The 25,191-nt window shown below is 71.6% G+C and carries 22 protein-coding genes; 12 read left to right on the forward strand and 10 right to left on the reverse strand.

Annotated features, from left to right (window positions below):
• Nucleotide 1 precedes the first annotated feature (1 nt).
• Genes dhaM through dhaK form a run of 3 tightly spaced genes read right to left on the reverse strand, consistent with a single transcriptional unit; the run spans nucleotide 2 to nucleotide 2,042 of the window.
• A complete protein-coding gene (dhaM, locus tag ACGFIS_RS15365; protein ID WP_392971298.1) occupies nucleotides 2-388 on the reverse strand; it encodes a dihydroxyacetone kinase phosphoryl donor subunit DhaM in 387 nt (128 codons plus the stop codon).
• Between the two features lie 5 nt (nucleotides 389-393).
• Nucleotides 394-1,050: a dihydroxyacetone kinase subunit DhaL gene (gene dhaL, locus ACGFIS_RS15370; RefSeq protein WP_392971301.1), complete on the reverse strand. Its 657-nt coding sequence runs from the start codon at nucleotides 1,048-1,050 to the stop codon at nucleotides 394-396.
• Entirely contained in the window at nucleotides 1,047-2,042 is a 996-nt protein-coding gene (gene dhaK / locus ACGFIS_RS15375) for a dihydroxyacetone kinase subunit DhaK (protein ID WP_392971304.1), read from the reverse strand. The genes dhaL and dhaK overlap by 4 nt, the downstream gene beginning before the upstream one ends.
• A 112-nt stretch (nucleotides 2,043-2,154) precedes the next feature.
• Between dhaK and ACGFIS_RS15380 the strand changes: the two genes are divergently transcribed.
• The 3 genes from ACGFIS_RS15380 (at nucleotide 2,155) to ACGFIS_RS15390 (ending at nucleotide 4,541) form a co-directional block, all read left to right on the forward strand.
• Nucleotides 2,155-3,120: a nucleoside hydrolase gene (locus ACGFIS_RS15380; protein ID WP_392905226.1), complete on the forward strand. Its 966-nt coding sequence runs from the start codon at nucleotides 2,155-2,157 to the stop codon at nucleotides 3,118-3,120.
• A gap of 149 nt (nucleotides 3,121-3,269) precedes the next feature.
• A complete protein-coding gene (locus ACGFIS_RS15385; RefSeq protein ID WP_392905967.1) occupies nucleotides 3,270-3,953 on the forward strand; it encodes a PIG-L deacetylase family protein in 684 nt (227 codons plus the stop codon).
• A gap of 132 nt (nucleotides 3,954-4,085) precedes the next feature.
• Nucleotides 4,086-4,541 carry an SRPBCC family protein gene (locus tag ACGFIS_RS15390; RefSeq protein WP_392905229.1) on the forward strand — a complete coding sequence of 152 codons (456 nt, stop codon included), beginning with the start codon at nucleotides 4,086-4,088 and terminating at the stop codon, nucleotides 4,539-4,541.
• A gap of 134 nt (nucleotides 4,542-4,675) precedes the next feature.
• Here the strand turns inward: ACGFIS_RS15390 and ACGFIS_RS15395 are convergent, their stop codons facing one another.
• The 3 genes from ACGFIS_RS15395 to ACGFIS_RS15405 all read right to left on the reverse strand — a co-directional run bounded on the left by ACGFIS_RS15395 (nucleotide 4,676) and on the right by ACGFIS_RS15405 (nucleotide 7,527).
• Nucleotides 4,676-5,434: a DUF4190 domain-containing protein gene (locus ACGFIS_RS15395; RefSeq protein WP_392905232.1), complete on the reverse strand. Its 759-nt coding sequence runs from the start codon at nucleotides 5,432-5,434 to the stop codon at nucleotides 4,676-4,678.
• Nucleotides 5,435-5,681: 247 nt separating this feature from the next.
• On the reverse strand, nucleotides 5,682-6,311 hold the full coding sequence (locus ACGFIS_RS15400) for a LuxR C-terminal-related transcriptional regulator (protein ID WP_392905234.1): 630 nt from the start codon (nucleotides 6,309-6,311) through the stop codon (nucleotides 5,682-5,684).
• A 13-nt stretch (nucleotides 6,312-6,324) separates the two neighbouring features.
• Complete coding sequence (locus ACGFIS_RS15405; protein WP_392905968.1) at nucleotides 6,325-7,527, reverse strand: PspC domain-containing protein; 1,203 nt, start codon at nucleotides 7,525-7,527, stop codon at nucleotides 6,325-6,327.
• A 195-nt stretch (nucleotides 7,528-7,722) separates the two neighbouring features.
• Between ACGFIS_RS15405 and ACGFIS_RS15410 the strand changes: the two genes are divergently transcribed.
• From ACGFIS_RS15410 to ACGFIS_RS15420, 3 genes are all read left to right on the forward strand, one after another.
• The gene (locus tag ACGFIS_RS15410) at nucleotides 7,723-9,051 is read left to right on the forward strand and encodes a PspC domain-containing protein (protein ID WP_392971307.1); all 1,329 of its coding nucleotides are present in this window, start codon (nucleotides 7,723-7,725) and stop codon (nucleotides 9,049-9,051) included.
• On the forward strand, nucleotides 9,044-9,295 hold the full coding sequence (locus tag ACGFIS_RS15415) for a hypothetical protein (protein WP_392905240.1): 252 nt from the start codon (nucleotides 9,044-9,046) through the stop codon (nucleotides 9,293-9,295). Before ACGFIS_RS15410 ends, ACGFIS_RS15415 begins: the two co-directional genes overlap by 8 nt.
• 70 nt (nucleotides 9,296-9,365) lie before the next feature.
• A complete protein-coding gene (locus ACGFIS_RS15420) occupies nucleotides 9,366-10,064 on the forward strand; it encodes a TetR/AcrR family transcriptional regulator (RefSeq protein ID WP_392905242.1) in 699 nt (232 codons plus the stop codon).
• Here ACGFIS_RS15420 and ACGFIS_RS15425 read toward each other — a convergent pair.
• On the reverse strand, nucleotides 10,001-10,492 hold the full coding sequence (locus ACGFIS_RS15425; RefSeq protein WP_392905244.1) for a cysteine dioxygenase: 492 nt from the start codon (nucleotides 10,490-10,492) through the stop codon (nucleotides 10,001-10,003). The two genes, ACGFIS_RS15420 and ACGFIS_RS15425, sit on opposite strands and share 64 nt — an antisense overlap.
• Nucleotides 10,493-10,760: 268 nt before the next feature.
• On the opposite strand from ACGFIS_RS15425, the gene ACGFIS_RS15430 reads away from it, so the two are divergent.
• From ACGFIS_RS15430 to ACGFIS_RS15455, 6 genes are all read left to right on the forward strand, one after another.
• Nucleotides 10,761-11,066: a hypothetical protein gene (locus ACGFIS_RS15430; RefSeq protein WP_392905247.1), complete on the forward strand. Its 306-nt coding sequence runs from the start codon at nucleotides 10,761-10,763 to the stop codon at nucleotides 11,064-11,066.
• 411 nt (nucleotides 11,067-11,477) lie between these two features.
• Entirely contained in the window at nucleotides 11,478-11,969 is a 492-nt protein-coding gene (locus ACGFIS_RS15435) for a (2Fe-2S)-binding protein (RefSeq protein ID WP_392905249.1), read from the forward strand.
• Nucleotides 11,966-14,389, forward strand: coding sequence for a xanthine dehydrogenase family protein molybdopterin-binding subunit (locus ACGFIS_RS15440; RefSeq protein ID WP_392971310.1), 2,424 nt, complete (start codon nucleotides 11,966-11,968; stop codon nucleotides 14,387-14,389). The genes ACGFIS_RS15435 and ACGFIS_RS15440 overlap by 4 nt, the downstream gene beginning before the upstream one ends.
• Complete coding sequence (locus ACGFIS_RS15445; RefSeq protein ID WP_392905255.1) at nucleotides 14,386-15,243, forward strand: FAD binding domain-containing protein; 858 nt, start codon at nucleotides 14,386-14,388, stop codon at nucleotides 15,241-15,243. The genes ACGFIS_RS15440 and ACGFIS_RS15445 overlap by 4 nt, the downstream gene beginning before the upstream one ends.
• A 232-nt stretch (nucleotides 15,244-15,475) precedes the next feature.
• The gene (locus ACGFIS_RS15450; RefSeq protein WP_392905258.1) at nucleotides 15,476-16,267 is read left to right on the forward strand and encodes an SRPBCC family protein; all 792 of its coding nucleotides are present in this window, start codon (nucleotides 15,476-15,478) and stop codon (nucleotides 16,265-16,267) included.
• A 92-nt stretch (nucleotides 16,268-16,359) separates the two neighbouring features.
• Nucleotides 16,360-17,061, forward strand: a complete 702-nt coding sequence (locus ACGFIS_RS15455; protein WP_392971313.1) for a class I SAM-dependent methyltransferase — start codon at nucleotides 16,360-16,362, stop codon at nucleotides 17,059-17,061.
• Here the strand turns inward: ACGFIS_RS15455 and ACGFIS_RS15460 are convergent.
• From ACGFIS_RS15460 to ACGFIS_RS15470, 3 genes are all read right to left on the reverse strand, one after another.
• On the reverse strand, nucleotides 17,014-20,637 hold the full coding sequence (locus ACGFIS_RS15460; protein ID WP_392905262.1) for a CDP-glycerol glycerophosphotransferase family protein: 3,624 nt from the start codon (nucleotides 20,635-20,637) through the stop codon (nucleotides 17,014-17,016). The two genes, ACGFIS_RS15455 and ACGFIS_RS15460, sit on opposite strands and share 48 nt — an antisense overlap.
• A gap of 21 nt (nucleotides 20,638-20,658) precedes the next feature.
• Entirely contained in the window at nucleotides 20,659-24,102 is a 3,444-nt protein-coding gene (locus tag ACGFIS_RS15465) for a CDP-glycerol glycerophosphotransferase family protein (RefSeq protein WP_392971316.1), read from the reverse strand.
• A 143-nt stretch (nucleotides 24,103-24,245) separates the two neighbouring features.
• Complete coding sequence (locus ACGFIS_RS15470) at nucleotides 24,246-25,175, reverse strand: LysR substrate-binding domain-containing protein (RefSeq protein ID WP_392905267.1); 930 nt, start codon at nucleotides 25,173-25,175, stop codon at nucleotides 24,246-24,248.
• Nucleotides 25,176-25,191 lie beyond the last annotated feature (16 nt).

The following is a 25,191-nucleotide window of genomic DNA, read 5'->3' on the forward strand; positions in this document are numbered from 1 at the left end:
GTCAGCGGGTCTTGCGGTGGTCGTAGGCCGACTCGGCCGCGGCGTGCACGGCGGCCAGGTCGGCGCCCGCCGCGGCCATGGACGCCGCGGCGACCGCGCCCTCGACCAGCGGCGCGTCCGCCAGCAGCACGTCGTCGCCGTCGGTGTCCTCGATGAGCATCATGGCGGTGAGGACGGAGCTGCCCAGGTCGGCGAGCAGCAGGACGCCGTCGCCGCCGTCCGCCGCGGCGACGGCGCTCTCCACGAGGTCGGCGCTCGTGCCGAGCCCTCCCCCGGAGTCGCCTCCCGCGGGCTCCACGACGGCCTTGCCGACGCCCATGGCCCGCGCCACCTCGACGACGCCTTCCGCGAGCGTCCGGCTATGGGAGATCACGACGATCCCGACCATCCGCCTCACCCCTCCCCTGCAGCGGCTTCGGCCGCGACGACATCGGCCAGGGCGCGCAGGATAAGGGCACTGGACGCCGCACCCGGGTCCATGTGCCCGATACTGCGCGCACCCAGGTAGCTGGCCCGGCCCTTGCGCGCCTGCATCGGGACGGTCGCGTCCGCGCCCTCGGCCGCCGCGCCGGCGGCGGCGCGGACGCAGCCGGGGAGGCCGGCGCCGTCCGCCAGCGCCGCCTCGTACGCCGCGACGGCGGGCGCCAGCGCGTCGACCATCGTCTTGTCGCCCTCGACGGCCTTCCCGAGGTCCTGGACGCCGTCCAGCGCGGCCCGGAGCGCGTCCCCGAGCGCGGCGGCGCCGACGTCGGCGGTGTCGCCGAGCGCCTTGCCCGCGCGGCGCAGCGCCGTCCCGTAGAGCGGGCCGGACGCGCCGCCGGTCTTGGACACGATGGCCCGCCCGGCGGCGATCAGCACCTTGCCGGGCGGAACGTCCTCGGGCGGCGCCCCGCCGGACAGGGCTTCGGTGGCGGCGCGGAAGCCGCGGTCCATGTTGTGGCCGTGGTCGCCGTCGCCGATGGCGGCGTCCAGCCGGGTGAGCCGGTCGGCGTCGGCGGTGACGAGTTCGGCGGCGTGCCGGATCCAGGAGGCGAGATCCGCCGCGTTCACCGGCCCCACCGCAGCCCGGGCGTCTCGACGGGCGCGTCCCAGAGGCGGGTCAGCTCGGGCGTCAGCCGGCACACGCTGATCATGCAGCCGGCCATCTCCAGGCTCGTGACGTACGGCCCGACCAGGGGGCGGACGACGGTCGCGCCGTGCCCGTCCAGCCACTCGGCCGCCGCCGCGTACGCGACGTACTGCTCGATCAGCGGGGTGCCGCCCATCCCGTTCACCAGCACCAGCACCTCCGACCCGGACAGCGGCATGTCGGCGTCGATCGCGCTGAGCGAGGCGTTCACGATCTCCGCCGCGGTGCCGACCTTGACGCGTTCGCGGCCGGGCTCGCCGTGGATGCCGATGCCGAGTTCCATCTCGTCCTCGCCCAGCTCGAACGTCGGCGTCCCGGCGGCGGGGACCGTGCACGACGACAGCGCGACCCCGAACGACCGGCTGCGCTCGTTCACCTCCCGCGCCACGGCCGCGACGGCATCGGCCGATGCCCCTTCTTCGGCGAGCGCACCGGCGATCTTCTCGACGAAGAGCGTGGCGCCGGTGCCGCGGCGTCCCGCCGTGAACGTGCTGTCCTCGACGGCGACGTCGTCGTCGAGGACGACGGACACGACCTCGATGTCCTCGTCCTCGGCCAGCTCGGCGGCCATCTGGAAGTTCATGACGTCGCCGGTGTAGTTCTTGACGAGGTGGACGACGCCGGCGCCGCCGTTCACCGCCATCGTCGCGGCGATGATCTGGTCGGGGACCGGGGACGTGAAGACCTCGCCGCAGCAGGCCGCGTCGAGCATCCCGTGGCCGACGAACCCGGCGTGCAGCGGCTCGTGGCCGGATCCGCCGCCCGACACCAGGGCGACCTTCCCGGCGCGCGGCGCGTCCGCCCGCACGACCGTCCCGTTCCCCGGGTCGACTCGGAGCGAGGGATGCGCGGCGGCCAGGCCGCGCAGCGCGTCGGAGACCACGTCCGCCGGGGCGTTGATGAGTTTGCGCATGTCTCATGCTCTACCCCGGCGCGGGCCCGCGTCCCAGACCCAATCGCCGATCATCGCCGGCGGCCCCGGTTTCCGGGTGCCATGGCGGGCCGCGCGGCATTAGGTTGCCTCCGTGACGAGAGCGCGAACGATCCTGTACGACTGCGACACCGGCATCGACGACGCGATGACCCTGCTGTATCTGGCTTCGCTCGTCCGGGCGGGCGACATCGAGCTGGCCGGCGTCGGCACGGTGCACGGCAACATCGATCCGCTGACCGGTGCGCTGAACACGCTGCGCGTGCTGGAACTCGCGGGGATCAAGGCGGGTGAGCAGGGGGTGCCGGTCGCGGTCGGCGCCGCCAGGCCGATGGCGCAGGACGTCCACTACGCGCTCGACTGGCACGGGACGGACGGGCTCGGCGACACGCGTCTGCCCGACCCGGCGGGGCGCCCCGTCGCCGAGCCGGCGTCCACGCAGATCGTCCGGCTGGCCCGCGCCATGCCGGGGGAGCTGACGCTGCTCGCGACGGGACCGCTGACCAACCTCGGGGCGGCGCTGCTGCTGGACCCCGAGCTGCCCTCACTCGTCCGCGAGGTCGTCGTCATGGGCGGCGCGTTCGACCACCCCGGCAACATCACGACGCACGCCGAGGCGAACATCTGGCACGACCCGGAGGCCGCCGATCTGGTGTTCGCGGCGGACTGGCCGGTCGTGCTGGTGCCGCTGGACGCCACGCACCCGACCGCCGTCCACGACGACTGGCTCGAACGGCTCGCGGCGCACGACGCGGCGGCCGCCCGTTTCGCCGTCCGCATCCTGGAGTTCTACGTCGGCGCCTACACGCCCACGCTGCGCCGCCGCGGCGCGGTCATCCACGACGCGCTCGCCGCGATGCTCGCGGTGGATCCGGAGCTCGGCGAGTACGCGCAGCGCGCCGTCCGTGTGGAGCTGCGGGGCGAGCTGACGCGCGGCACGACGGTGTGGGACGCCCGCTCCCTGCCCGCCGAGGACACCCGCCGCCCGGTCAAGGTCGCCGTCGGCAGCGACGTCCCGGCCTTCCGCGAACGCCTCCTCACCGCCGTCCTGTCCCTCTGACTCCCGTCGACCGGAGGGATCGGCCGCATCGGCCCGGCCGCCGGCGGAAACTTGATCTTCGGGCGTGCCGGTGACCTTTCGCAGACCTTATCGTTGAAACTGTGACCAACGTTCTGGACGACAGTCAACTTCAGCGGATCCTCGCTGTGATGGCGCATCCCGACGACGTCGACTTCGGTGCGGCGGGGGCGGTGGCGGGCTGGACCGACGGCGGCATCGAGGTCGTCTACCTCATGGTCACCGACGGCGACGCGGGCGGGTTCGACGACAACGTCACGCGCAAGGAGATGGCCGCTCTCCGGCGCGAGGAGCAGCGCGCGGCGGCCAAGTGCGTCGGTGTGAGCGACGTCCGGTGGCTCGGCTACTCCGACGGACGGGTCGAGGCGACGCTGGACCTGCGCCGCGACATCGCGCGCGTGATCAGGCAGGTGCGGCCGGACCGGGTGCTGATGCCGAGCCCCGAGCGCAACTACGAGCGGATCTACCCGAGCCACCCCGATCACCGGGCGGTCGGCTCGGCCGCGCTCGACGCCGTCTACCCGGATGCCCGCAACCCGTACGCGTTCCCGGAACTGCTCGCCGACGAGGGCCTGGACGCCTGGACGGCGCGGGAGGTGTGGCTCACCGGCGGACCCGTCGCGAACCATTACGTCGACATCACCGACCGGTTCGACCGGAAGCTGAACGCGCTGCGGGCCCATGTCAGCCAGACCGGGCACATGGGCGACGGGCTGCCGGAGATGCTGCGCGGCTGGCTGTCGGCCAACGCCGCGGCGGCGGGCCTCCCCGAGGGCCGTCTCGCCGAGTCGTTCCAGGTCATCGACACGGCCTGAGCGGACACGCCTGAGCGGACACGCCGGAGCGCCCGCCCCGGGATCGTCACGTTCCAAACTCAATCGCTCACAAGCCGTAATCGCCTCCCGATCGGGCATGTACCCGCATGTGACGGAACTCGGGGGGTTGTCATGCCGCATGAGATCGAGGCCACCGCCACCTCCGGCGCCGCGCCGGAAGTGATCTTCAAGCATCTGTGCGTGGCGGAGGCGTGGGGTGAATGGGGCGGGTTCTGGGTCCGCGGGAGGCGGGAGTCCGCGGGCGAGGACCACCCGAACGGGATCGGCGCCGTCCGGTGCGTCCCGCCCTGGCGTGAGGAGGTCGTCGCCTGGGATCCGCCCCGGCACTACGGCTACATCGCGCTGGCGGGGCCGCCGCCCCGTCGCTTCCGGGCGGACGTCACGCTGGAGCCGCACTCGGCGGGGACCCTGATCCGCTGGCGCGGGGCGTTCGACGGTCTCCCGGGCACGGGGCCGTTCACGCGGACCATGCTCCGGCGCCGGTTCGGCGCGTACGCCCGCCGGGTGGCGTGGCATTCCGAGCGTTGCGAGCCCGGCTGCCCGGCGCGCCTTCCGGGTGCGCTCTGACGCAGGCGCAGACCGGCCGCACGCGTGGCGCGGGACGAGGGGCGGGAGCGGGCTGTGCGAGCGGAGTTCGTCCGTTGGACGGTGGCGGGTGGGGGCTGGCGGACGGCGGGCCGGCCGCCCGTCGGCTCGGACCGTCAGGAGCGCAGCGGCCGCGTGAGCTTCGTGCCCTCGTTGGCGGACACGGCGACGCAGGTGACGTCGCGGTCGCCCTGCCGCCACGATTCGGTCGTGGGGTAGTAGTACGACGTCGCGAGGGAGCGGGCCGCCGGGTCGCGGCTGAGCTTGCTCCGCATGCGCGGCCGGCAACCGGACGAGGCCAGCGTGTTCATCTGCTGGTCGGTCGGCGTGATGCTGCCGGGCAACTGGAAGATCGCCACGACCTCACCGTCATGCGGGCCCTTGCAGGAGACGATCTTGACGCTGTCGACCTCGACCGGCTCCCCGTCGACGGGGGCGTTCGTGGCGCCCTGGTCGTCGTTGATGCAGTCGCCGACCTTCATCCTCTTGGCGTCCACCTCTTTCGACTCGGGCTCGGACGTGCCGGGCGGGCTGCCGAGGTCGCCCGAGGACGAGCCGGTGACGGCGCTGCGCAGCGCGAAGCTCGCGATGCCTGCGACGAGCCACAGGCACGACAGGACGATGCCGGCGACCGCGAGGCCACGGCCCCTGGCACCGCTCCGCGTGATCTCACGGAGGGCGATGATCCCCAGGATGATCCCGAGGATGCCCAGGCAGCCGAGGAGGCCGGTCACGAAGGCGGCGATGGCGAGGCCGCTCGTCTTGTCGCTACGGGGTCCGTACGGCGCCCCGTAGTCGGGGCCGCCGGGCATGGGAGGCCCGTAGCCCGGACCGGCCGGCATGGGCGGGGGCCCGTAGCCGGAACCGGGGGACATGGGCGGAGGTGACGGCGGCGCCTGCGGTGGAGGCGGGACCTGCGGCGGGGGAGGGGGCGGCGCCTGGGGCGCCGGGGAGCCGGGGCCCGGAGGCCCGGACCAGGGGGGAGGGTAACTCATGGGGAACTGTCCCATACCCGGCAGGGAGCACGATCATGATGTGCGGAAATCCAAGATGACGATTCCCTCACACTTATCAGCAGAAGGTTACCTAGGTGCCGCGATAGCGCATAGAGAACGTTCGCCCTCAGACCAGCCGGCGGGCGGCGGCCCAGCGCGACAGCTCGTGCCGGTTGGACAGCTGAAGCTTCCGCAGCACGCTGCTCACGTGCGTCTCGACCGTCTTCACCGAGATGAACAGCTCCTTCGCGATCTCCTTGTAGGCGTAGCCGCGCGCGATCAGCCGCAGGACGTCCCGCTCCCGCTGGGTGATCTGGTCCAGTTCGGGGTCGACCGCGGGCGCGTCCGTCGCGGCGAACGCGTCCAGCACGAACCCGGCGAGGCGCGGCGAGAACACGGCGTCGCCGTCGGCGACCCGGCCGATCGCGTCGGTCAGCTCCGGCCCCGAGATGGTCTTGGTGACATAGCCCCGCGCCCCGCCCCGGACGACACCGATCACGTCCTCCGCGGCGTCCGACACCGACAGCGCGAGGAACTTGGACGAGACGGCGCCGTGCAGCCGGCGCAGCACCTCGATGCCCCCGCCGCCGGGCAGATGCACGTCCAGCAGCACCACGTCCGGCTGCGTCGCGCGGATCACCGAGACGGCCTCGTCGACGTCGCCGGCCTCCCCGACGATCTCGACGCCGCCGCCGAGTTCGGCCTTGACGCCGGTCCGGAACATCTGGTGGTCGTCGACCAGCACGACCTTCTTCACCGGTTCGCTCCGCTCATGTCTTCTTGATCTCCAATCGCACTTCGGTGCCCTCGCCCGGCTCGGTACGGACGGTGGCCTTGCCGCCGTTGCGCTCCATACGTCCGATGATGGACTCCCGGACGCCCATCCTGTCCTCCGGAACCTGGTCGAGGTCGAATCCCTTGCCGCGGTCGCGGACGAAGATGGCGATCTCGTCGCCCTCCACCTCGGCGTACACCGACACCGACGGGGCCTCGGCGTACTTGGCGGCGTTCACCATCGCCTCCCGTGCGGCCTGCAGCGCGGCGCCGAGCGGCTCGTCCAGCGCCGTGTCGCCGACGCAGACGATCTCGATCGGCACGCCGTGGTCGTCCTCGACCTCGCCCGCCGCCTCCCTGATCGCGGCGGCGAACGTCTGGTCGGGGTCGGCGCGCGGCTGGTAGAGCCACGTCCGGAGCGTCCGCTCCTGGGACCGGGCGAGGCGCTGCACCTCGCGGGTGTCGTGCGCGTTCCGCTGGATGAGGGTCAGCGTGTGCAGCACCGAGTCGTGGATGTGCGCGGCCAGCTCGGCGCGCTCCTGGGAGCGGATCCGCTCGTGCCGCTCGGCGTCCAGGTCCTGCCAGAGCCGCACCACCCACGGCGTCACGATCACCGCGACCCCGGTGAGGATGATCAACATGGCGATGACGACGGACCGCGCCTGGGCGGCCTCCACGTTCTGCACCACGACGCCGCCGATGCCGCCGACGACCAGCAGCACGCCGAGCAGGCTCCGCAGCCACCGCTGCCGGAGCGGGAGCGTCCAGCGCTGCCGCTGGTCGCGGTCGGCCTGCTGCCACAGGATCGCCGCGCCGACACCGCAGATGGCGAACGGCCACAGCGCCCACTGGACGACCCCGGCCGCGCCCCACGGCAGCACCGACAGGCCCACCGTGACCGTCGCGTAGACCAGCAGTTTGCCCCAGTCGCGGCCACGGAGCCGGCCGGGCGCCCGGTCGGACTTCTCCGGGGCGGGCACCAGGATCCAGAACGCGGCGTACACGGCGACGCCGAGCCCGCTCGTCATCGTCAGCAGCACGAACGCCGCGCGGACGATCACCACGTCCACGCCGAGGTGCCCGGCCAGGCCGCGGCACACACCGGCGACGAGCCTGCCGTCCGCGGCACGCTCCAGCCGCGGCGCCGCCGCCGGCGCCGCGCCCGCCTCCGCCCGCGTGCCCGCCTGCGCGGGCGGCAGCCCCGGCGGCGCGGTGCCGGGCTGCCCGGCCGTCTGTTCGCTCACCGCCGTCCTTCCCAAGGTTCTGCCACGTTGTCGATCGTCACACGCGCGGCCTCGAACCGCATCAGGGCCTCACCCCCAGGCTCACCTCAGGGTCGGATCAGGGACGTCCCCGATACCGTGCGCGGGACGGGGCACGTCACGATGGTGGGCATGAGCGAGGAGCACGACTCCAGGAACGACACCGAGGCCGGCGGAGGCACCGGCGGCTACGAGCGGCTGGCGCGCGATGCCGAACGCCGCGTGCTGGCCGGCGTGTGCACCGGGCTCGGCCGCTACACCGGCGTCGATCCCGTCGTCTACCGGGTGGGGTTCGCGCTCCTGGTCCTCGCACACGGGCAGGGCATCTTCCTCTACATCGCGGCCGCGCTGCTGATGCCCGCGAGCCCGGGCGAGTCGTCGCTCGCGGAGCAGTTCTTCAAGCGGTGGTTCGACGGCGCGGCGGTGCTGACGATCCTCGGCGCGCTGCTGGCGGCGGGCGTCGTGTTCAGCCTTTTCGGCGGCGTCCCCACCGACGCGATCGCGGTTCTGGTGGTGTTCGGGCTGGTGCTGCTCGTCGCTCACTCACGGGGCGTGAACCTGGTGGCGGCCGCGCGGTCCGTCCCGGAACGGCTGTCCGGGCATCCGCCCGAGCCTTCCGCGGCCTGGACGCGTTCCGAGAGCGTCACCGTCGGCAGCGTCTCCCTGTACAAGGACACGCGGTACAAGGACACGCGCACCGGCACCATGCCGCGAACCGGCGGCGGCCTGCCCGAGGGCATGATCGACCTCGCCGCCTACAGCGCCGCGCACTCGGCCGCGCAGGCCGGCGCGCTCCCGGACGACGCGCTCCCGGACGACGCGGCGCCACCCGCGAAGCAGGACGGCTGCGGGCGCTCCCCCGCCGCGACGATCACGCTGCTGGCCGCCATGGCCGCGGGCGCGGCGATGATTCCGGTCGCGCAGCCCTACCCCGCCCCGGACTCCTGGCTGATCGTCATGGCACCCGCGCTCGCGGTCGTCGGGTTCGGCCTCGTCCTCGGCGGCTGGTTCCGGACGCGGGGCCTCGCGACCGCCGGTACCGTGCTGACGCTCGCCATGCTGACCACGGTGGTCGCGGGCGAGATGCCGCGCAACGCCGAGTACGGGGAGGTCGAGTGGCGTCCCCTGGACGCCGCGCAGACCGGCCAGGCGTACAAGGTCGGCGTCGGGCAGGGGACCCTGGACCTCACCGCCCTTCCCGTCGTCCCCGGACAGCGGGTCACGATCAACGCCGAGGTGATGCTCGGCGAGCTCGAGGTCAAGGTGCCGCCCGCCGCACGCGTCATGGTGGACGCGAAGATCGCGCTCGGCGACCTGCGCGTCGGCAGCAAGACGACCAGCGGACCGAACGTCAGGAGCACCGAGGTCATGGAGCCCGAGGGAAGACCCGGCCAGAACCCGCCGGTGATCGTCCTGCGGATACGCGGGAAGGTCGGAGACGTGGACGTGCGCCGTGGCTGAGCGGGCGGAAGCCGGGCGGCCGGGGGCCGGACGAGACGCGCGCAGGCGGCGGCGCCGGTTCGATCCGGCGGGGCCCGTCACCGGGGTGTTCTTCCTCGTCCTCGCGGGCCTGTTCCTGGCGGACGGCCTGTCCGACGAGCGGATCCTGGCCCCGTCGACGCTGGCCCCCGTGGTACTGATCGGCCTCGGCCTGGTCGGGACCGTCCGGGTGCTGACCCGCTCGCGCCGCCGCGAACTGCGCTGACCCGGTCTCCCCGCGCGCGACGGCCGGGAAGTAGCCTGACCCCGACGGCAGGTGATCGGAGCGAGGTCGGATGTCAGGTCAGCCGGGGACGCCGGAGGCGAGCCGCACGGACGTGCTGCCCGGCTCGCGCTCGGCCCTGGACCCGGGGCGGGCCATCAAGCCCGGGAGGCACGGCCTGTCCCCCGAGACCGTCGCCGGCATCCAGCGTGAGCGGCTCATCGACGCCTTCGTCCAGGTCGTGTCGGAACGCGGCTTCGCCCACACCACGATCAGCCGGGTCACCGAGGGCGCGGGCGTCACGAAGAAGACCTTCTACGCGCACTTCATGGACCTGGACGACTGCTTCCTCGCCGCCTACCAGCGCGGCATGGACATCCTGCTCGCCCGCATGACGGAGGTCTTCGAGGCCGCGCCGACGTGGCCGGACGGGATTCACGCGGCGCTGCGCACCATGCTCGCCGCCCTCGCCCGCGAGCCGCGGTTCGCGCGGGCCTCGCTGGTGGAGGTGAACGCGGCGGGGCCGCGGGTCCGGCAGGCGCGCATCGACAACCTCACCCGGTTCCGCGCCTTCTTCGACGACCCGTCGGTGGCCTCCGTCCCGGTCGCCGTGGTGGACGCGATCGTCGGCGGCATCTACAGCGCGATCCACGTCCAGATGGAGACGGGCGAGGCGGAGGAACTGAATTCGCTGCTGCCGTCGCTCACCTACTTCGTGCTGCTTCCCCTCGTCGGCCGCGAGGCGGCGTCCCCGTACCTGTCCGAGGCCTGACGCGTCGTCTCCGAAGGGGCCGTCGCGGCGGCGTGCAGGCTGACGGCGAACGCGGGCCCCGGGTTCGTCAGTGCGCGCGGCCCCCCGTGCACCCGCACCCGGTTGGCGCGCAGCGGACGTTCGGTGACGCCGTCCGGCGTGATCGTCACCTCCGCCAGCTCACCCGCGATCAATGTGCTGACCTGCCCGTGGATCGTCCCGCCGTGGCCGGGCGGCCACGTGGTGAGCCACACCTGGTCGTCGAGCCGGACGTGCACCGGCCGTTCGGCGTCGAAGCCGGCGAGCCGCCACCACTCGCCGGGCCGCCCGGCGAGGTCGCGGACCCGGCCGGCGAGCCGCCCCACCGTGGGAGGACGGGCGGTGGCGGCGCGGCCGTGCGGATCGTCCTGGCCGCGCATGGTGAGATCGGGAACCACGGAAAGGTCCACGGGAAAGGTCCTTCGTGTACGTGTGTCGGCTGGAAAGAGACGGGAATCAGCGACAACACGGACACAGCGCGCTGGCCACGCGGCAGAAGGCCACGGGGCTGTTGATGAAGACTCGCGCTGACACGCACATAAGAAGACACTCTGTAACCAACGGTCGTCAAGTTGAACACCCGGATGCCGCCCGGACGTGAGCCGCCGCCCCGACTTCCGGGACGCCCACACGGTCCGCGGGCCTGTCCTCACGGCCGCGCATGGCACCATCGTCGGCGTGAAACGCACCTACGTCTTGCTGGGGCTCTGCCTCGTCCTGTCCGCTTGCTCGAACGGCGAGGGGAACCGAAAGGCCGACTGCGCGAAGATCTCGTCGGCCCTTTCGGAGACGCCGGACCCGAGCGCGGACCAGGTGCTCGCCGCTCTGCGCGAGGTCCGGCCGAAGCTGAAGGACGACGACCTCGCAGATCAGGTGGACACCGTCATCGCCTCGGGCGGCAAGGACCGGATGTCGGACGAGGAGACCCTGCGGTTCGCCGAGGCCGCCGAGAAGATCCGCGACGCCTGCGATCTCAGCGGCTGAGGACCAGATACGCGATCCAGGTGAGGACGAGGGTCACGGCCAGCGATCCCAGACATCCCAGCCGAGATGAGAAGAAGAAGAACATACGCGTCCCCTACCCCGGAATCCCCGCTCATCGCCTGCCCGGTATCGGTCCTCGGCCGGGGCGGTACGGCGGTGGGGCGGAGTCTCCGACAACGGCATCGTCGGGCCGGCGACCGGGCGGGTTCTGCTTCGTGTGCCCTGGCGGCCATCATTCACTCAGACGTCGGTAAATAACCGACGCCGGGGGCTAGTACGGAAATCAACCGCGGCATAGGTTCGTATGGTCGCCTTCCACGGAGGGGGCCCCGATGACGTGGCCGGACCAGCGAGCCCCACCTGGGGGCGTGTCTCTCGAAGTCCACCCTGAGACGTCCCTGGGAGAAACTCATGCCACGTATCCGTGTCGAGGTCGATGGCGCGACGTATGAAGACGACGTCGAACCGCGCCTCCTTCTGATTCACTATCTGCGCGAACGGCTGGGGAAGGTCGGCACTCCCGTGGGGTGCGACACCAGCAACTGCGGAGCCTGCACCGTCCTGATGGACGGGATGAGCGTGAAGAGCTGCTCGGTGCTCGCCGTCCAGGCGGACGGCAGTGACGTGACGACCATCGAGGGCCTGGGCGTCGACGGCGGCACGCATCCGATGCAGCGCGCGTTCCACGAGGAGCACGCTCTCCAGTGCGGGTACTGCACCCCCGGCATGATCATGGCGTCTCTCGATCTGCTGCGGGAGAACGCGGACCCGTCCGAGGACGAGGTCCGGGACGGGCTGGAGGGGAACCTGTGCCGGTGCACCGGCTACCAGAACATCGTCAAGGCCGTCCGGCGTGCCGCGAGTGAGATGCGCGACCCCGCGGGACAGGAGGTGACGCCGTGACCGCGGTCGAGGGCGAAGCCGTGACCACGCGGGAGATCGGCTCCCCGCGCAGGCGGTCCGAGGACGCCCGGCTCATCACCGGCCGGACGAAGTGGACCGACAACATGACGCCGGCGGGGACGCTGCACGTGGCGTATCTGCGCAGCCCGTACGCACACGCGCGGATCTCCCGCGTCGACACGTCCCAGGCGAAGAGCAGTCCCGGGGTGGTCGCCGTGTTCAGCGGCGAGGATCTGGCCGACGAGCAGGGGTCGCTGCCGTGCGCGTGGGTCGTCACCGACGACATGAAGCATCCGGACCATCCGCCGATGGCCGTGAGGGAGGTCCGGTACGTCGGTGAGCCGGTGGCGTGCGTGGTGGCCCGCGACAAGTACGCGGCCGTCGACGCCCTGGAAGAGATCGACATCGACTACGAGCCGCTGCCCGCGGTCGTGAACATGGAGGCGGCGATAGCGGGAGGCGCCGACCTCGTCCACGAAGACCTGGGGACGAACAAGTCCTACACGTGGGTGTTCGAGAACGGGGATCTGGACGCCGCGATGCGGGACGCCCCGGTCGTCATCGAACGCAAGTACGTCCAGCAGAGGCTCATCCCTACGGCGATGGAGCCGCGGTCGGTTCTGTGCGTCCCGGACGGAGACGACTTCACTCTGTACTCGGCCACGCAGATCCCGCACATCCTGCGGCTGATGCTGGCCACCGTCACCGGGATCCCCGAGCACCACATCCGGGTCGTCGCACCCGACGTCGGCGGCGGCTTCGGCTCCAAGCTGCAGGTGTACGGGGAGGAGGTCATCGCGCTGCTGCTCGCCCGGCGGCTCGGCCGCCCGGTCAAGTGGACGGAGTCGCGCAGCGAAGGCAACATGACCGTCCACCACGGACGCGACCAGATACAGCGGCTCACGCTCGCGGCAGAGCGGGACGGACGGATCCGCGGCCTGAAGGTGGATCTGCTGGCGGACATGGGCGCGTACCTCATGCTCGTCACTCCGGGCATCCCGCTGCTGGGCGCGTTCATGTTCAACGGCATCTACAAGATGGACGCCTTGTCGTTCACCTGCACGGGTGTCTTCACGACGAAGATGCCCACGGACGCCTACCGGGGTGCGGGCCGGCCGGAGGCCACGTTCGCGATCGAGCGGATGATGGACGACCTGGCGGCCGAACTCGGCGTCGACCCCATTGAGGTGCGGCGCCGCAACTGGATCGCGCACGAGGAGTTCCCGTACGAGACGATCGCCGGCCTCACCTACGACTCGGGCAACTACGAGGCGGCGACGGACAAGGCGCTGGAGTTGTTCGAGTACGACAAGCTGCGCGCCGAGCAGGCGGACCGCCGTGAACGGCAGGATCCGGTGCAGCTGGGCATCGGAGTGTCCACGTTCACCGAGATGTGCGGGCTCGCGCCGTCCCGTGTTCTGGGTTCGCTGTCCTATGGTGCGGGCGGCTGGGAGCACGCGTCGGTGCGGATGCTTCCGTCCGGCAAGGTGGAGGTGGTCACCGGTTCGTCCCCGCATGGTCAGGGCCATGCGACGGCGTGGGCGCAGATCACCGCCGACCGGCTCGGTGTGCCGTTCGAGGACGTGAAGGTCCTGCACGGCGACACGGCCATCTCGCACAAGGGCATGGACACGTACGGTTCGCGTTCACTGGCCGTAGGCGGTGTCGCGCTCTATTCGGCGTGCGAAAAGGTGGTCGACAAGGCCCGCAAGGTCGCGGCGCATCTGCTGGAGGCGTCCGAACAGGACCTCGACTTCAGCGGCGGACGGTTCAGCGTCCGCGGCGTCCAGGAGGAGGGCAAGACGCTCCAGGAGGTCGCGCTGGCCGCGTTCGCCGCGCACGACCTGCCTGAGGGCATCGAGCCGTCGCTGGACTCCGACGCCACGTTCGACCCGGACAACTTCTCCTTCCCGCACGGCACGCACCTGTGCGCCGTCGAAGTCGACACCGAGACGGGGATGGTGAAGATCCGCAAGTACGTGGCGGTGGACGACGTCGGGAACGTCGTGAACCCGCTCATCGTGGAGGGGCAGGTGCACGGCGGCCTCGCGCAGGGCATCGCGCAGGCCCTCTACGAGGAGGCCGTGTACGACGCGGACGGCAACCTGACCACGACCACGATGGCCGACTACCTGATCCCGTCGGCGGCGGACCTGCCCACGTTCACGACCGACCGGACGGAGACGCCCGCGACGTCCAACCCGATGGGCGTGAAGGGCGTCGGCGAGGCCGGCACGATCGCCTCGACCCCCGCGGTCGTCAACTCGATCGTGGACGCGCTGCGCCCGCACGGCGTACAGGACGTGGCGATGCCGTGCACGCCCGAACGCGTCTGGCGCGCGCTGCGCGCGGAATCGAAACCGCAGGCCGCGCAACCCGGTGCGGGCGGCGGACTCGGATCGGCCGGAGGTGCCCAGTGATCCCCGCGACGTTCGACTACACCCGTCCCGCCTCGGTGGACGACGCCGTCCGGGCGCTGTCCGACGGGGGCGACGACAGCAAGGTGCTCGCCGGCGGGCAGAGCCTCATGCCGCTGCTGCGGATGCGGCTCGCCATCCCGGAGTCGCTCATCGACGTCGGCCGGATCGACGCACTCCGGGAGATCCGCGAGGAGGGCGACTCACTGGTCATCGGCGCGATGGCGACGCACCATCAGGTGATCCGCGATCCGCTGGTCCGCGAGCACGCGCCGCTCATCGCGGTGACGACGGAGACGGTCGCCGACCCGGCCGTCCGGCATCGGGGCACGTTCGGCGGGTCGCTGGCGCACGCGGACCCGGCGGGCGACCTGCCGGCCGTCGCGCTGGCGCTGGACGCGGTGTTCCTCGTCCGGTCCGTGCGCGGCGAGCGGGAGATCCCCGCGACCGAGTTCTTCGTCGACTGGATGACGTCGGCGATGGAGCCGGACGAGCTGCTCGTGGGCGTCCGCGTACCGAAGCTGGGGTCCGGCTGGGGCGTGCACTACGAGAAGTTCCACCGGACGGCCCAGGCTTGGGCGATCGTCGGTGTCGCGTGCGCCGTCCGGCGCAACGGTGACGGGATCGAGGAGGCGCGCGTCGCGCTGACCAACATGGGGCCCGCCCCGGTCAGGGCCGGCGCGGTGGAGATCGCGATCAGGGGCGGGTCGGCGTCGGACGACTCGTTCAGGACCGCCGCGGCGCAGGCCGCGGCGGGCACCGAGCCACCCACCGACCTGCACGGTTCGTCGGAGTACCGGACCCATCTGGCGACGGTGCTGACCGCGCGGGCACTGAGCGCCGCGGCCGGTGCCTGAGGGCCGGTGCCTGAGGGCCGGTGCTGAAAGGCCGGTGCTGAAAGGCGGGCGCTGACGGCCGTGCGGCCGGATCTCCGGACCCCCGGGGATCCGGCCGCATGGCCGACCCGTCGCGGGGTACCGGCCGGGTACGATCCCTGGTCCCGGGCGGGGTGATCGGCCCCACTGGCGACGCGATGGGCGTCAGCCGTAGGGTCGCGGACAAGGTCTCCGGACGATAAGGACATTGATCATGGAACTCGACCACGATTTCACCGTCCCCGTACCGGTCGATCAGGCCTGGTCGGTGTTGCTCGACGTGGAGCGCGTCGCGGCGTGCATGCCCGGCGCGACCCTGGACTCGATCGAGGGCGAGGAGTTCAAGGGCCGGATGAAGGTGAAGGTCGGCGCGATGACCATCACCTACCGCGGTTCCGCGCGCATCGTGTCGGCCGAGGAGTCGTCACGCACGGTGACGATGGAGGCGTCCGCGAAGGAGGCCCGCGGCTCGGGGACGGCGTCGGCGACCGTCCAGGCGAAGCTGCACGAGGAGGGTGACACGACCCGGGTGACCGTGCACACCAAGATGAACGTGACGGGACGGCCCGCCCAGTTCGGGCGCAACATCCTGTCCGAGGTCGGCTCCAAGATCATCTCCCGGTTCGCCAAGGCGCTGGAGGAGGAGCTGGAGTCGTCCGGCACGACCCCGGCCGCGGCCGCCGAGAGCCCGGCCGCGGCGGCGAAGCCGGAGCCCGCCGACAAGCCGGGCCCGGCGACCGCGGAGGTCGTCGAGCCCGTCCCGGCCACCGCACCCGAGAGCCCCGGCGACCCGGAGCGGGCTGCCGCTCCGGCGGCGGAGAAGGCCGCGCCGGCGGCGGAGAAGCGTGAGCGGCCGCTGCGGGTGGCGCGGGAGGACGACGCGATCGACCTGCTGGAGGTCGCGGGCCCGTCGGTCGCCAAGCGGGCCGTCCCGGCCGTCGGCGGCCTGGTCGCTCTGCTGCTGGTGTTCCGCTTCCTCACCCGGCGCCGCCGCCGGAAGCGCTGACGTCCGGCCGGGGGTCAAACACCGGTCAACGATCGGTCACCGGACGGCGACGTCGGTGGAACGCGCCGCCGCGCATGCCGTCGGCTTGTCCCGTGGACACCATCGAGCTTCAGCGGATCACGCGGATCGAGAACGACAACTGGTGGTACCGCGAGCGCCGCAAGATCCTGTCCGCGGAACTGCTGCGGTTCAGCGAGCCGGGGACGGCGGTCGACATCGGAGCCGCCGCGGGAACGGGTTCACGGGTGCTTGCCGAGCACGGCTGGCAGGCCACCGCGATCGACCTGAGCCCTGACGCCGTGGCGCTGGCGCGCGCGCACGGCGTCGAGGCGTACGAGGGCGACGCGCGCTATCTGCCGCTCCCCCCATGCCACTACGACCTCGCGCTGGCCCTGGACGTCCTGGAGCACATCGAGGACGACGAGCGGGCGGCGGCGGAGATCACGCGGGTGCTGAAGCCGGGCGGGACGGCGCTGCTGTCCGTCCCGTGCGACATGGCCCTGTGGTCGGCGCACGACGTGGCGCTCGGGCGGGTCCGCCGCTACACGCGCCGCACGCTCGCCGAGCTCGTCGAGGGCGCCGGACTGGTGCTGGAGCGGGTGTGGAGCAGGGGCGTCCTGCTCCGGCCGTTCCTGCGACGCCTCAGGCACCGGACGGCGCGCCGCGAGGACCTGGCCCCGCTGCACCCCCTCACCAACGAGGCGCTGCGCGCGACCGCCGCGCTGGAACGCCGCCTGCCTCTGTCGTCATGGCCCGGCGCCTGGCTCTTCGCCCGCGCCCGCCAGCCCGGCTAGGACATCGCCGAAGATGTGGTCCACGGCTCTGGCGGACGCTTGGCCGTCGTCGTGCGGGCAGTGGTTCACGAAGAAGCGGTCGTAGGCGTCCGCGTAGCGCTCTTCGGTGTCGGGCGCCCGCCTGACCGCTTCGGCGACCTCGGCGGACGTCGTCACGACGGGTCCCGGCGCCTCGGCCTCCAGGTCGAGGCAGAAGCCGCGCACGTGGTCGCGGTAGCGCTCCAGGTCGTAGGCGAAGAGGACGATCGGCCTGCCCAGGATCGCGTAGTCGACCATGGCGGACGAGTAGTCGGTGACGAGCACGTCGGCCGCCATGTACAGCTCGGCGATGTCCGGATACCGGGACACGTCGATGACGAAGTCGCCCGTGGTGGAGCCGCCCGTGGTTGGGGCACTGGTCGAAGAAGGGTCCCGGTCGGTGATGAGGGGATGTGGCCGCAGAAGCAGGACGTGGTCTTCGCCGAGGGCCTGGCGCAGGGTCTCCACGTCCAGTTCCAGGGAGAAGCCGTAGCCGCCGGGTGCGTGGTGCCGGTCGTCCCGCCATGTGGGCGCGTAGAGGACGGCCTTCTTGCCGTCGGGTATCCCCAGGCGCTTGCGGATGCGGGCCCCGATGCTCTCCCACTCGGGTGTGCTGAGGATGTCGTTGCGCGGGTAACCCGTCTCCAGGATCTCCCCCTCATACCGGAGGGCCCGGCGCATGACCTGGGTGGCGAACGGGCTCGGAGACAGCAGCAGGTCCCACCGCGCCACCTCCCGTTCCGTCCAGTCGAAGCGTTCCGTGCGCTGGTACGGCATGTCGCTGAGGTCGTGGGCGAGACGCTTCAGCGGTGTGCCGTGCCAGGTCTGGACGTACGTCTGGCCCGCGCGCTTGGCGTACCAGGACGGCAGCCCCACGTTGGTGACGACGTAGCGGGCGCGCGCGAGGACGCGGTAGTGCTCGCGGCTTCCCGCCAGGACCGTCCGGGCCTTCCCTTCGACCGCGAACTGGCCGTCCCGGGAAATCCACACGCATTCCAGGTTCGGCTTGCGCCGGATGAGTTCCTCGTAGATGGCTTTCGGGTTGCAGCTGTACCGGGTCCCCTCGTGGCTGTCGAACACGACGACGTCCGCGATGGGGCTCCGCAGGTAGACGGGGTAGTCACGCTGCTGGAGGAGCAGTTGCGCGTGTCCGCCGCGCTCGTCTTCGTTGAGGGTGAGACGGCTGTGAAGCAGGAACGCGTCCGTCTGGTGTACGTCGACCTCGAACTCGTGCGTTCCCACGAGCTGCCGGCCGGTCAGGTCCGGGATCGCCTCACGTTCGACGACGACGGCCACTTCTCCGGAACGCGCGCGCGCCAGCAACTCCCATGTTCCGCTGGGCAATGGCAGGTCCGTCCCGAACACGGCCAGTGCCGCGGGTGTGAACGCGGCGGTGAACCGGCACCCGTCCCACGTGACGGGGACGCGGTGCTGGTCACCCGACCGGAACCGCCGCAGGACGAAGTGGGAGGGCCGTTCCTCGGGGTCCGCGAAGTCGCCGCTCAGCGTGAGGAGCCCGTTCTCGTCCCACTCGGCCGCGGTCACGACCGGCCGGAAGCTGCGCTCCACACCGCGCAGGTTGCCGAACGCCGTCCGCGTGAGGGCGAACTCCCTGCCACACTCGCAGGCCGACCCCGTGCAGGCCGACCCTGTGCAAGGCGGTAGGGCGTACCGGACGGCGGGGACGTTGCTCGCGACGGTCAGCCTCAGCGGCCCGCCCTCGCCGGTCAGCCTGATGTCCCAGTCGATGGCGTCCAGCAGGTGTCCGCAGGAGGAGGGGCGGCAGGACGAGCAGCAGATCGACCCGTCCTCCAGAGGCAGTCGCGCCTTGAAGTCGAATCCGGTGCCCTCCGCCATGCGAAGCACGGCCGACTGGCGGAGCGTCACCTCTCCGCGGATCTCCGCGCCCCCGTGCCGGCGTGCCGCGACCATGGCCACCCCCGCGCCCAAGGCTCGCCTGGTCCAGCCGGTCAGCTCCAGATGGTCGCCGTCGCGCCGGATGCCGGTGACGACGGCCTTGGCCCGCTTGACGTGGACGACGAACACGTCGTCGTCGCCGGCCGCCGGTTGAACGGCCACGTGCTCGTCCACCTGCCGTGCGGCCGTCCACCGCACGGCCGGGGCCATCGCGATGAGCCGCTGGACGGCCTTGCGTCCCGCGGTCGACACCTCGGCGTACAGCTCGTAGGTGGCCGTCCGCCACTCGTCGCCGTCCAGCAGGTACTCGGGCTCCACCCGGACGGAGAACCCGGACCAGTCGTAGGAGACGAGCGACTGGCCGGACTGGGCCGTGGCGTCGGCGCAGCGGATCCGTTCCACCGGCAGCCGGATCTCCTTGCCGGTCCTGACGTCGCGCATCCAGACGCGGATGCGGGAATCCGCCACCGACGACACGTCCAGCCGGTCGAAGTGGGCGTGCCCCTCGACGATGAGTGTGTCGACGTCCCATTCCACACGGTCGACGTCCGCCCAGAGGAGCAGTTCGTCGGTGACGTCGTACAGGTCCTCCGGGATGGCACGGTCCAGGTCGTCGAAGAAGGGGTACCGGGCGTACCAGCGCTGGCGGAGGCGGCCCCGCTGCACGAGCGGGACGTCCCGCAGCCCCTCCGCCTCGAAACGGAGTACTTCCAGCAGTTCGGGCAGCATCCGCTCACCGAGCAGATACGTCTCCAGCCGCCTGATCGACACGAGCCGTTCGGCGGCGGAGCGGTCGCCCCCGGCGACGACCTCGGCACCCAGCTCGACAAGGCGTTCCCGTTCCTCCCCGGTGGCCTCGGGCAGGGCGAGCATCAGCGCGCGGACGTCCAGGTCCAGCGCGTACATGTCGTGGACGGCCAAAAGCTCCGGCGCGTGGTCTTCGACGAATTCCCGCACCTTCGCCAGGGTCGCCATCCGTTCGGTGACATCCGTGGCCTCGTGACGGATCCGTTTAGCCGTTCCCGGACGCTCGCGCAAGAAGTAGGTGGTCGTGTCGAGCACGTCCATCGCGGAGGCCAGGATCTGGGTCTGCATGGCCGTGAGCACGTCAGAGGCCGTCGGGACCGTGAAGCGGTACGTGTCCCAGAACGCGCGCCGGAACACCTTGTTGCACACCATCCTGTCCTGCAGGAGCGCAGGGTGGCGGGTCACATCCGTCGACTTCACCGTTGTCGCGTAGGGAACGCTGTGCAGCGGGGACTGCCGTGCCTGCGTGCCGTCCAGGCACATGACGTTCCCGCCGACGAGGTCCGATCCGGTCGACTCCAGCGTGCCGACCATCAGTTCGTAGGCGTACGGAGGCGCGGCGCCCTCGCCATCGGCGAACGCCAGGTACCGGCCCTTCGCCTGCTCCACGCCGGTGTCCCCGGCCGGCATTCCGCCGGACGGGCGGAGCAGCGTGAAACGGTCGTCGCGTTCGGCGAACTCTTCGGCGACGGCCGCGCCGCCGTCGCTCGACCCGTCGTCCACCATGAGCACCTCCAGGCCGCGCAGGGTCTGCCCGGCGAGCGACGCCAGGCAGCCGGCGAGGTGCTCCTCGGCGTTGCGGAAGGGGACGACGATGCTTATCTGGGGTGACAACTGCGGCTCCGTGGTGGGGTTTCAGGTGGCGGGCTGGAGGACCCGGTCGAGCACGCGGGAGGCGGCGTGGCCGTCGTCGTGCGGGCAGTACCGGGCGGCGAACACTGCGCGTGCGTCCCGGAAACCGGCATCGAGCGCGCCCGGCTCGCGCAGGGCGTCGACGACCTCCTGCGAGGTGCTCAGCAGAGGCCCCGGGGCCTCCGCGTCGAGGTCGAAGTAGAAACCGCGCACGTGGTCGCGGTAGCGCTCCAGGTCGTAGGTGAAGAACACCATCGGGCGGCCGGTGACGGCGAAGTCGAACATGGACGACGAGTAGTCCGTGACGAGCACGTCGCTGATGAGGAACAGTTCGGAGATGTCGGGGTAGACGGACACGTCCATCACGCAGTCGCCCGGCCGGAGCTTCGGGCGGTCGGTGACGAGATAGTGGGTGCGCAGGAGGAGGACGTGGTCGTCCCCCAGGGCGGCCCTGAACCGGTCGATGTCGAATTCGAGGCGGAACGCGCGCTTGCCGACCGCGTGGTGGAAGTCGTCCCTCCACGTCGGCGCGTACAGGACGACCCGCTTGCCCTCCGGGATGCCGAGGCGCCGCCGCACCGCCGACGCGATCTCCCCCCGGTGCGGGCTGTTCAGGACGTCGTTGCGCGGATAGCCGCTTTCGAAGACCGGCCCGTCATAGCGGAAGGCACGCCGGAACAGCGGCACGGAGAACGCGTTCTGGGCGAGAAGCAGATCCCAATGGGGAACGTCGTACTCCATCCAGTCGACGCCCTCGGTGCGCTTGTACGGCATCGTCTTGACGTCGTATCCGAGTTTCTTCAACGGCGTCCCATGCCAGCACTGCACGTACGTCTGGTCGTCGCGCTTGGTGAACCAGTCCTTCTGTGACCAGTTGCCGAAGACGTAGCGCGCGCGGGCCAACGCCTCGTAGTGCTCGCGCGTACCGGCCAGGACGGTCCGGGCGCCCGTGGGTTTGCCGAACTGGCCGTTCTCGGTGACCCACACGCATTCGATGTCGGTTCCGCGCCGCCGAAGCTCGTCGTAGATGCCGCGCGGGTTGCACGAGTACTGGCGGCCCCTGTAGGCGTCGAACACGGCGAGTTCACGCACGGGCAGGTTCAGGTGGCGGCGGTAATGCCCGGACCGTATGCGGCTTTGCGCGTAGGCCCCGCGTTCGTCGTCGTCCAGTGCCGTCTCGATGCGCAACTGCAGCTGGTCGGTCTTGTGGGCGCGGACCCCGATCCTGTGCAGACCCGCTTCGAACGGCTCCGGCAGCGTGCGCAGGGTGTGCCTTCTGACGACGACCGGCTGCTCCTTCCCGTCGAGGGCGGCAAGGACGTCCCAACGGCCGGCGACAAGCGGACGCGACAACCCGAGCACCGGCATACGCGCCGGGGAGAACGACGCCGTGAACCGGTGCCCTTCCCAGCGCAACCCGACCGTGTGCTCCTCGCACGACCGTCGCCGCCGGAGCACGAGCGCTTCGGGCCGTCCCGCCCCGTCCGTGCATGTCCCCGCCAGGTGAAGGGCGCCGTCGGGCGACCAGGACACCTCGTCCACGGCCAGGACCCGTCCGCGGACGACGATCCTCAGCGTGCTCCGCCGTGTCCTGGCGAGTTCCACCTCCCCGCCCGGGATCGGGAACGCGGTGCCGGCCGGATCCTCGTCCAGGTAGGGCTTGACCCCGTCCGGCAGGGTGATCTCCCAGTCGCCGGGACGTCCGGCCAGCCCGGCGACGGGCAGCCTGGCACGGAACCCGTTGTCCCCTACCGGCTCGACCGGGCCGGTCACCGTGGCCCGTCCCGCTTTGGGCGCGGCGGTGATGCGCGGCTCGTCGCCGAACGGGGCGAGGCTCCAGCCGTCCAGCCACAGTTCGCCGCGCTCCAGATGGCCTCCGACGACGGCCGCCGGCGTCCGCCGCACCTGCACGACGAACCGGTGCCTGCCCGCGACGCCCTGCACGAGCACGCCCGGCGCGCATTCCCGGTCGTCCGGCCACTGCAGCGCGGTGAGCCGCGGGTTCGCGAACGTGGCCCGCCGCCGCAGCCCCCGGTTGGCGACCTCGACGCACGGCACCCAGTCGACGTCCCGCCAGCGCCCGAACAACTTCAGCGACGCCGGGTCGATGTCCGCGACGAACCCGGACCAGTCGTAGGAGACCGTCGACTGCCGCGACCTCGCGGTCACGTCCGGCCTCCGGACCCGGGTGACCGGCACCCGCATGAGCCCGCGCCGGTTCGCCGCCACCAGCCACACCCGGATGCGGGAGCCGTCCTCGGTCGAGGAGTCCAGATGGCGGATGTAGGCGTGCCCTTCGATGCGGAGCCGCCCGTCGACCCACGTGGCCCGGTCGATCGCCGCGACCGGCGTCAGCTCGTCGGTCACGTCGTACAGGTGCTGCGGGACGGCGCGCTCCTCGTCCTCGAAGAACGGGAACTCCGCGTACCACCGTGGCCGCAGGCCCCGCCGCACCCGCGGCGCGTCCGCCGCCTTCCGGAGGTGGACGAAGCGCAGCACCTCCAGCAACTCCGGCAACATCCGCCGGGACAGCAGATACAGCTGGAGGCGCGTCATCGCGGGAAGCCGCTTCAGCACGCGCGGGCTTATCCGCTCCGCCAGCTCAGCACCGGTCGCGACGAGTTCCTCGCGATGCACGTCATGCGTCCTGGGCAGAGCCTCAAAGAGCGTGCGAAGCTCGATTGCGACCAGTGCGTGCTCGTCATAGGCGTTCAGGAGCTGGGGCGCGTACTCGGCCATCCCGTCCCGCAGGACACGCGCGGACGCCAGACGCTGGGTGATGTTGTCCCAGTCATAGCGGTCCTCAGTGATGGACCCCTGCCGCTTACGCCAGAAGTAGACCGTCTGACTCAACACGTCCACAGAACGGGCTCGGGCATGCGCACGCACGGTCACGGGCGGGTCCTCGTAGAAGCCCGTAGGGAACTCCAGCCCCTCCCGCTCCCAGAAGTCGCGCCGGTACACCTTGTTCCACGGCGTCCTGTCACGCATGAGGTCCGGCTTGGACGACACATGCGTCCCGGTGCAGGATTCGGTGAACACACCGTCGTGCAAGGGCGACTGCCATTTCCGGTCGTCGTCCATCCGCAGGACGTTGCCGGACGCGATGTCGGACCCCGTCCGCTCCAGCGATCCGACCAGCCGCGCGTAGGCCCTGCGCTCCACAACGTCGTCGGCGTCGGCGAACGCCAGGTACTCGCCGCGCGCCTGCCGCACCCCCGCGTTGCGGGCCGGCCCGGGCCCCTCGTTGTCCCGCGTCACCAGCCGGAACCGCGGGTCCCGGCCGCACATCTCCTTGGCGATCACGGCGCCGTTGTCGGTGGACCCGTCGTCCACCATGATCACCTCAAGGTCGCGCAGCGTCTGCCCGGCCAGCGACTCCAGGCACTCCCGCAAGAACTCCTCGGTGTTGCAGAACGGCACGACGACGCTGAGCTTCGGGGACATGGGGCCTCCTCCTCGCCCCACCGAGCATGGTGACGTCACGCCACCACATGAACACGCATCGCGATTGCCAGTCCGTCCCCTGACGCAGACTTGACCCCGCCTGGCCCGGCGTTTACGGTCCCCTGACCGTCCGCCCGGTGGGTCTAGGCGGGACGGATGCCAGGCGCGACCCCCGAGTCGGCGACGGCCTCCCGGACGCTCTCCGCGAGCACCTCGAACTCCCCCGCACGCGGCGACGTCGCCCGGAATCCGAGCCCTATCCGCCGGAACGGCGCGGGCGAAGCGAACCGGTGCAGGCTCAGGTTCGGCGCGCGACGCGTCTCCACCTCCAACGCGGTCTCCGGCACGAGCGTGACCCCGAGCCCGCCCGACACGAGCTGGACGAGCGTCGCCAGGCTCGTCGCGTACGTCGCGGCGGCCCGCGCCCCCACGTCGCGGCACACGTCGAGGGCCTGGTCCCGCAGGCAGTGCCCCTCGTTCAGCAGGATCACGTCCAGGTCGTTCAGCGTCTCCGGCGCGACCTCGCCCCCGGCGACCTCGAACTCGGCGGGCGCGACGAGCACGAAGTCCTCGTCGTACAGGACGAGTTCGGTCACACCGGCGGCGGGCACGGGCAGCGCCAGCAGCACCACGTCGAGCCGCCCCGCGAGAAGCTCCGCGACGACGTGCTTGGTCTTCTCCTCGCGCACCGACAGCTCCAGCTCCGGAAACTCCTTGGCGAGCCGTGGCAGCACAACGGGCAGCAGGTACGGCGCGACGGTGGGAATCACGCCCACCCGAAGCTGCCCGACGAGCGGCCCCCGGACGGCCCTGACCTCCTCGACCAGCCGGTCGAGTTCCGCGAGGACGACCGCGGCACGCCGCGCCACCCGCTCCCCGGCGGGCGTCAGCAGCACCTTCCGCGTCGTCCGCTCGACCAGCCGGGTTCCCAGACCTTCCTCAAGCGCCGCCACCGCCCCCGACAACGCGGGCTGGCTCATCCGCAGCGCGGCGGCCGCGTCCCGGAAATGCAGATGTTCCGCAAGCGCCGAGAACGCCCGCAACTGCGCCACCGTCGGTCTGTTGATCGCCATCCCGACCGCAACTTTA

This window comes from Spirillospora sp. NPDC048824, assembly GCF_043198455.1.
Taxonomy (GTDB): domain Bacteria; phylum Actinomycetota; class Actinomycetes; order Streptosporangiales; family Streptosporangiaceae; genus Spirillospora.

Bases quoted from the DNA above. Each gene is read 5' to 3' on its own strand.
- dhaM (WP_392971298.1), bottom strand. From the start codon at position 388: ATGGTCGGGATCGTCGTGATCTCCCATAGCCGGACGCTCGCGGAAGGC.
- ACGFIS_RS15385 (WP_392905967.1), top strand. From the start codon at position 3,270: ATGGCGCATCCCGACGACGTCGACTTCGGTGCGGCGGGGGCGGTGGCG.
- ACGFIS_RS15390 (WP_392905229.1), top strand. From the start codon at position 4,086: ATGCCGCATGAGATCGAGGCCACCGCCACCTCCGGCGCCGCGCCGGAA.
- dhaK (WP_392971304.1), bottom strand. From the start codon at position 2,042: ATGCGCAAACTCATCAACGCCCCGGCGGACGTGGTCTCCGACGCGCTG.
- ACGFIS_RS15470 (WP_392905267.1), bottom strand. From the start codon at position 25,175: ATGGCGATCAACAGACCGACGGTGGCGCAGTTGCGGGCGTTCTCGGCG.
- ACGFIS_RS15450 (WP_392905258.1), top strand. From the start codon at position 15,476: ATGGAACTCGACCACGATTTCACCGTCCCCGTACCGGTCGATCAGGCC.
- ACGFIS_RS15395 (WP_392905232.1), bottom strand. From the start codon at position 5,434: ATGTCCCCCGGTTCCGGCTACGGGCCCCCGCCCATGCCGGCCGGTCCG.
- ACGFIS_RS15410 (WP_392971307.1), top strand. From the start codon at position 7,723: ATGAGCGAGGAGCACGACTCCAGGAACGACACCGAGGCCGGCGGAGGC.
- ACGFIS_RS15420 (WP_392905242.1), top strand. From the start codon at position 9,366: ATGTCAGGTCAGCCGGGGACGCCGGAGGCGAGCCGCACGGACGTGCTG.
- ACGFIS_RS15465 (WP_392971316.1), bottom strand. From the start codon at position 24,102: ATGTCCCCGAAGCTCAGCGTCGTCGTGCCGTTCTGCAACACCGAGGAG.
- ACGFIS_RS15435 (WP_392905249.1), top strand. From the start codon at position 11,478: ATGCCACGTATCCGTGTCGAGGTCGATGGCGCGACGTATGAAGACGAC.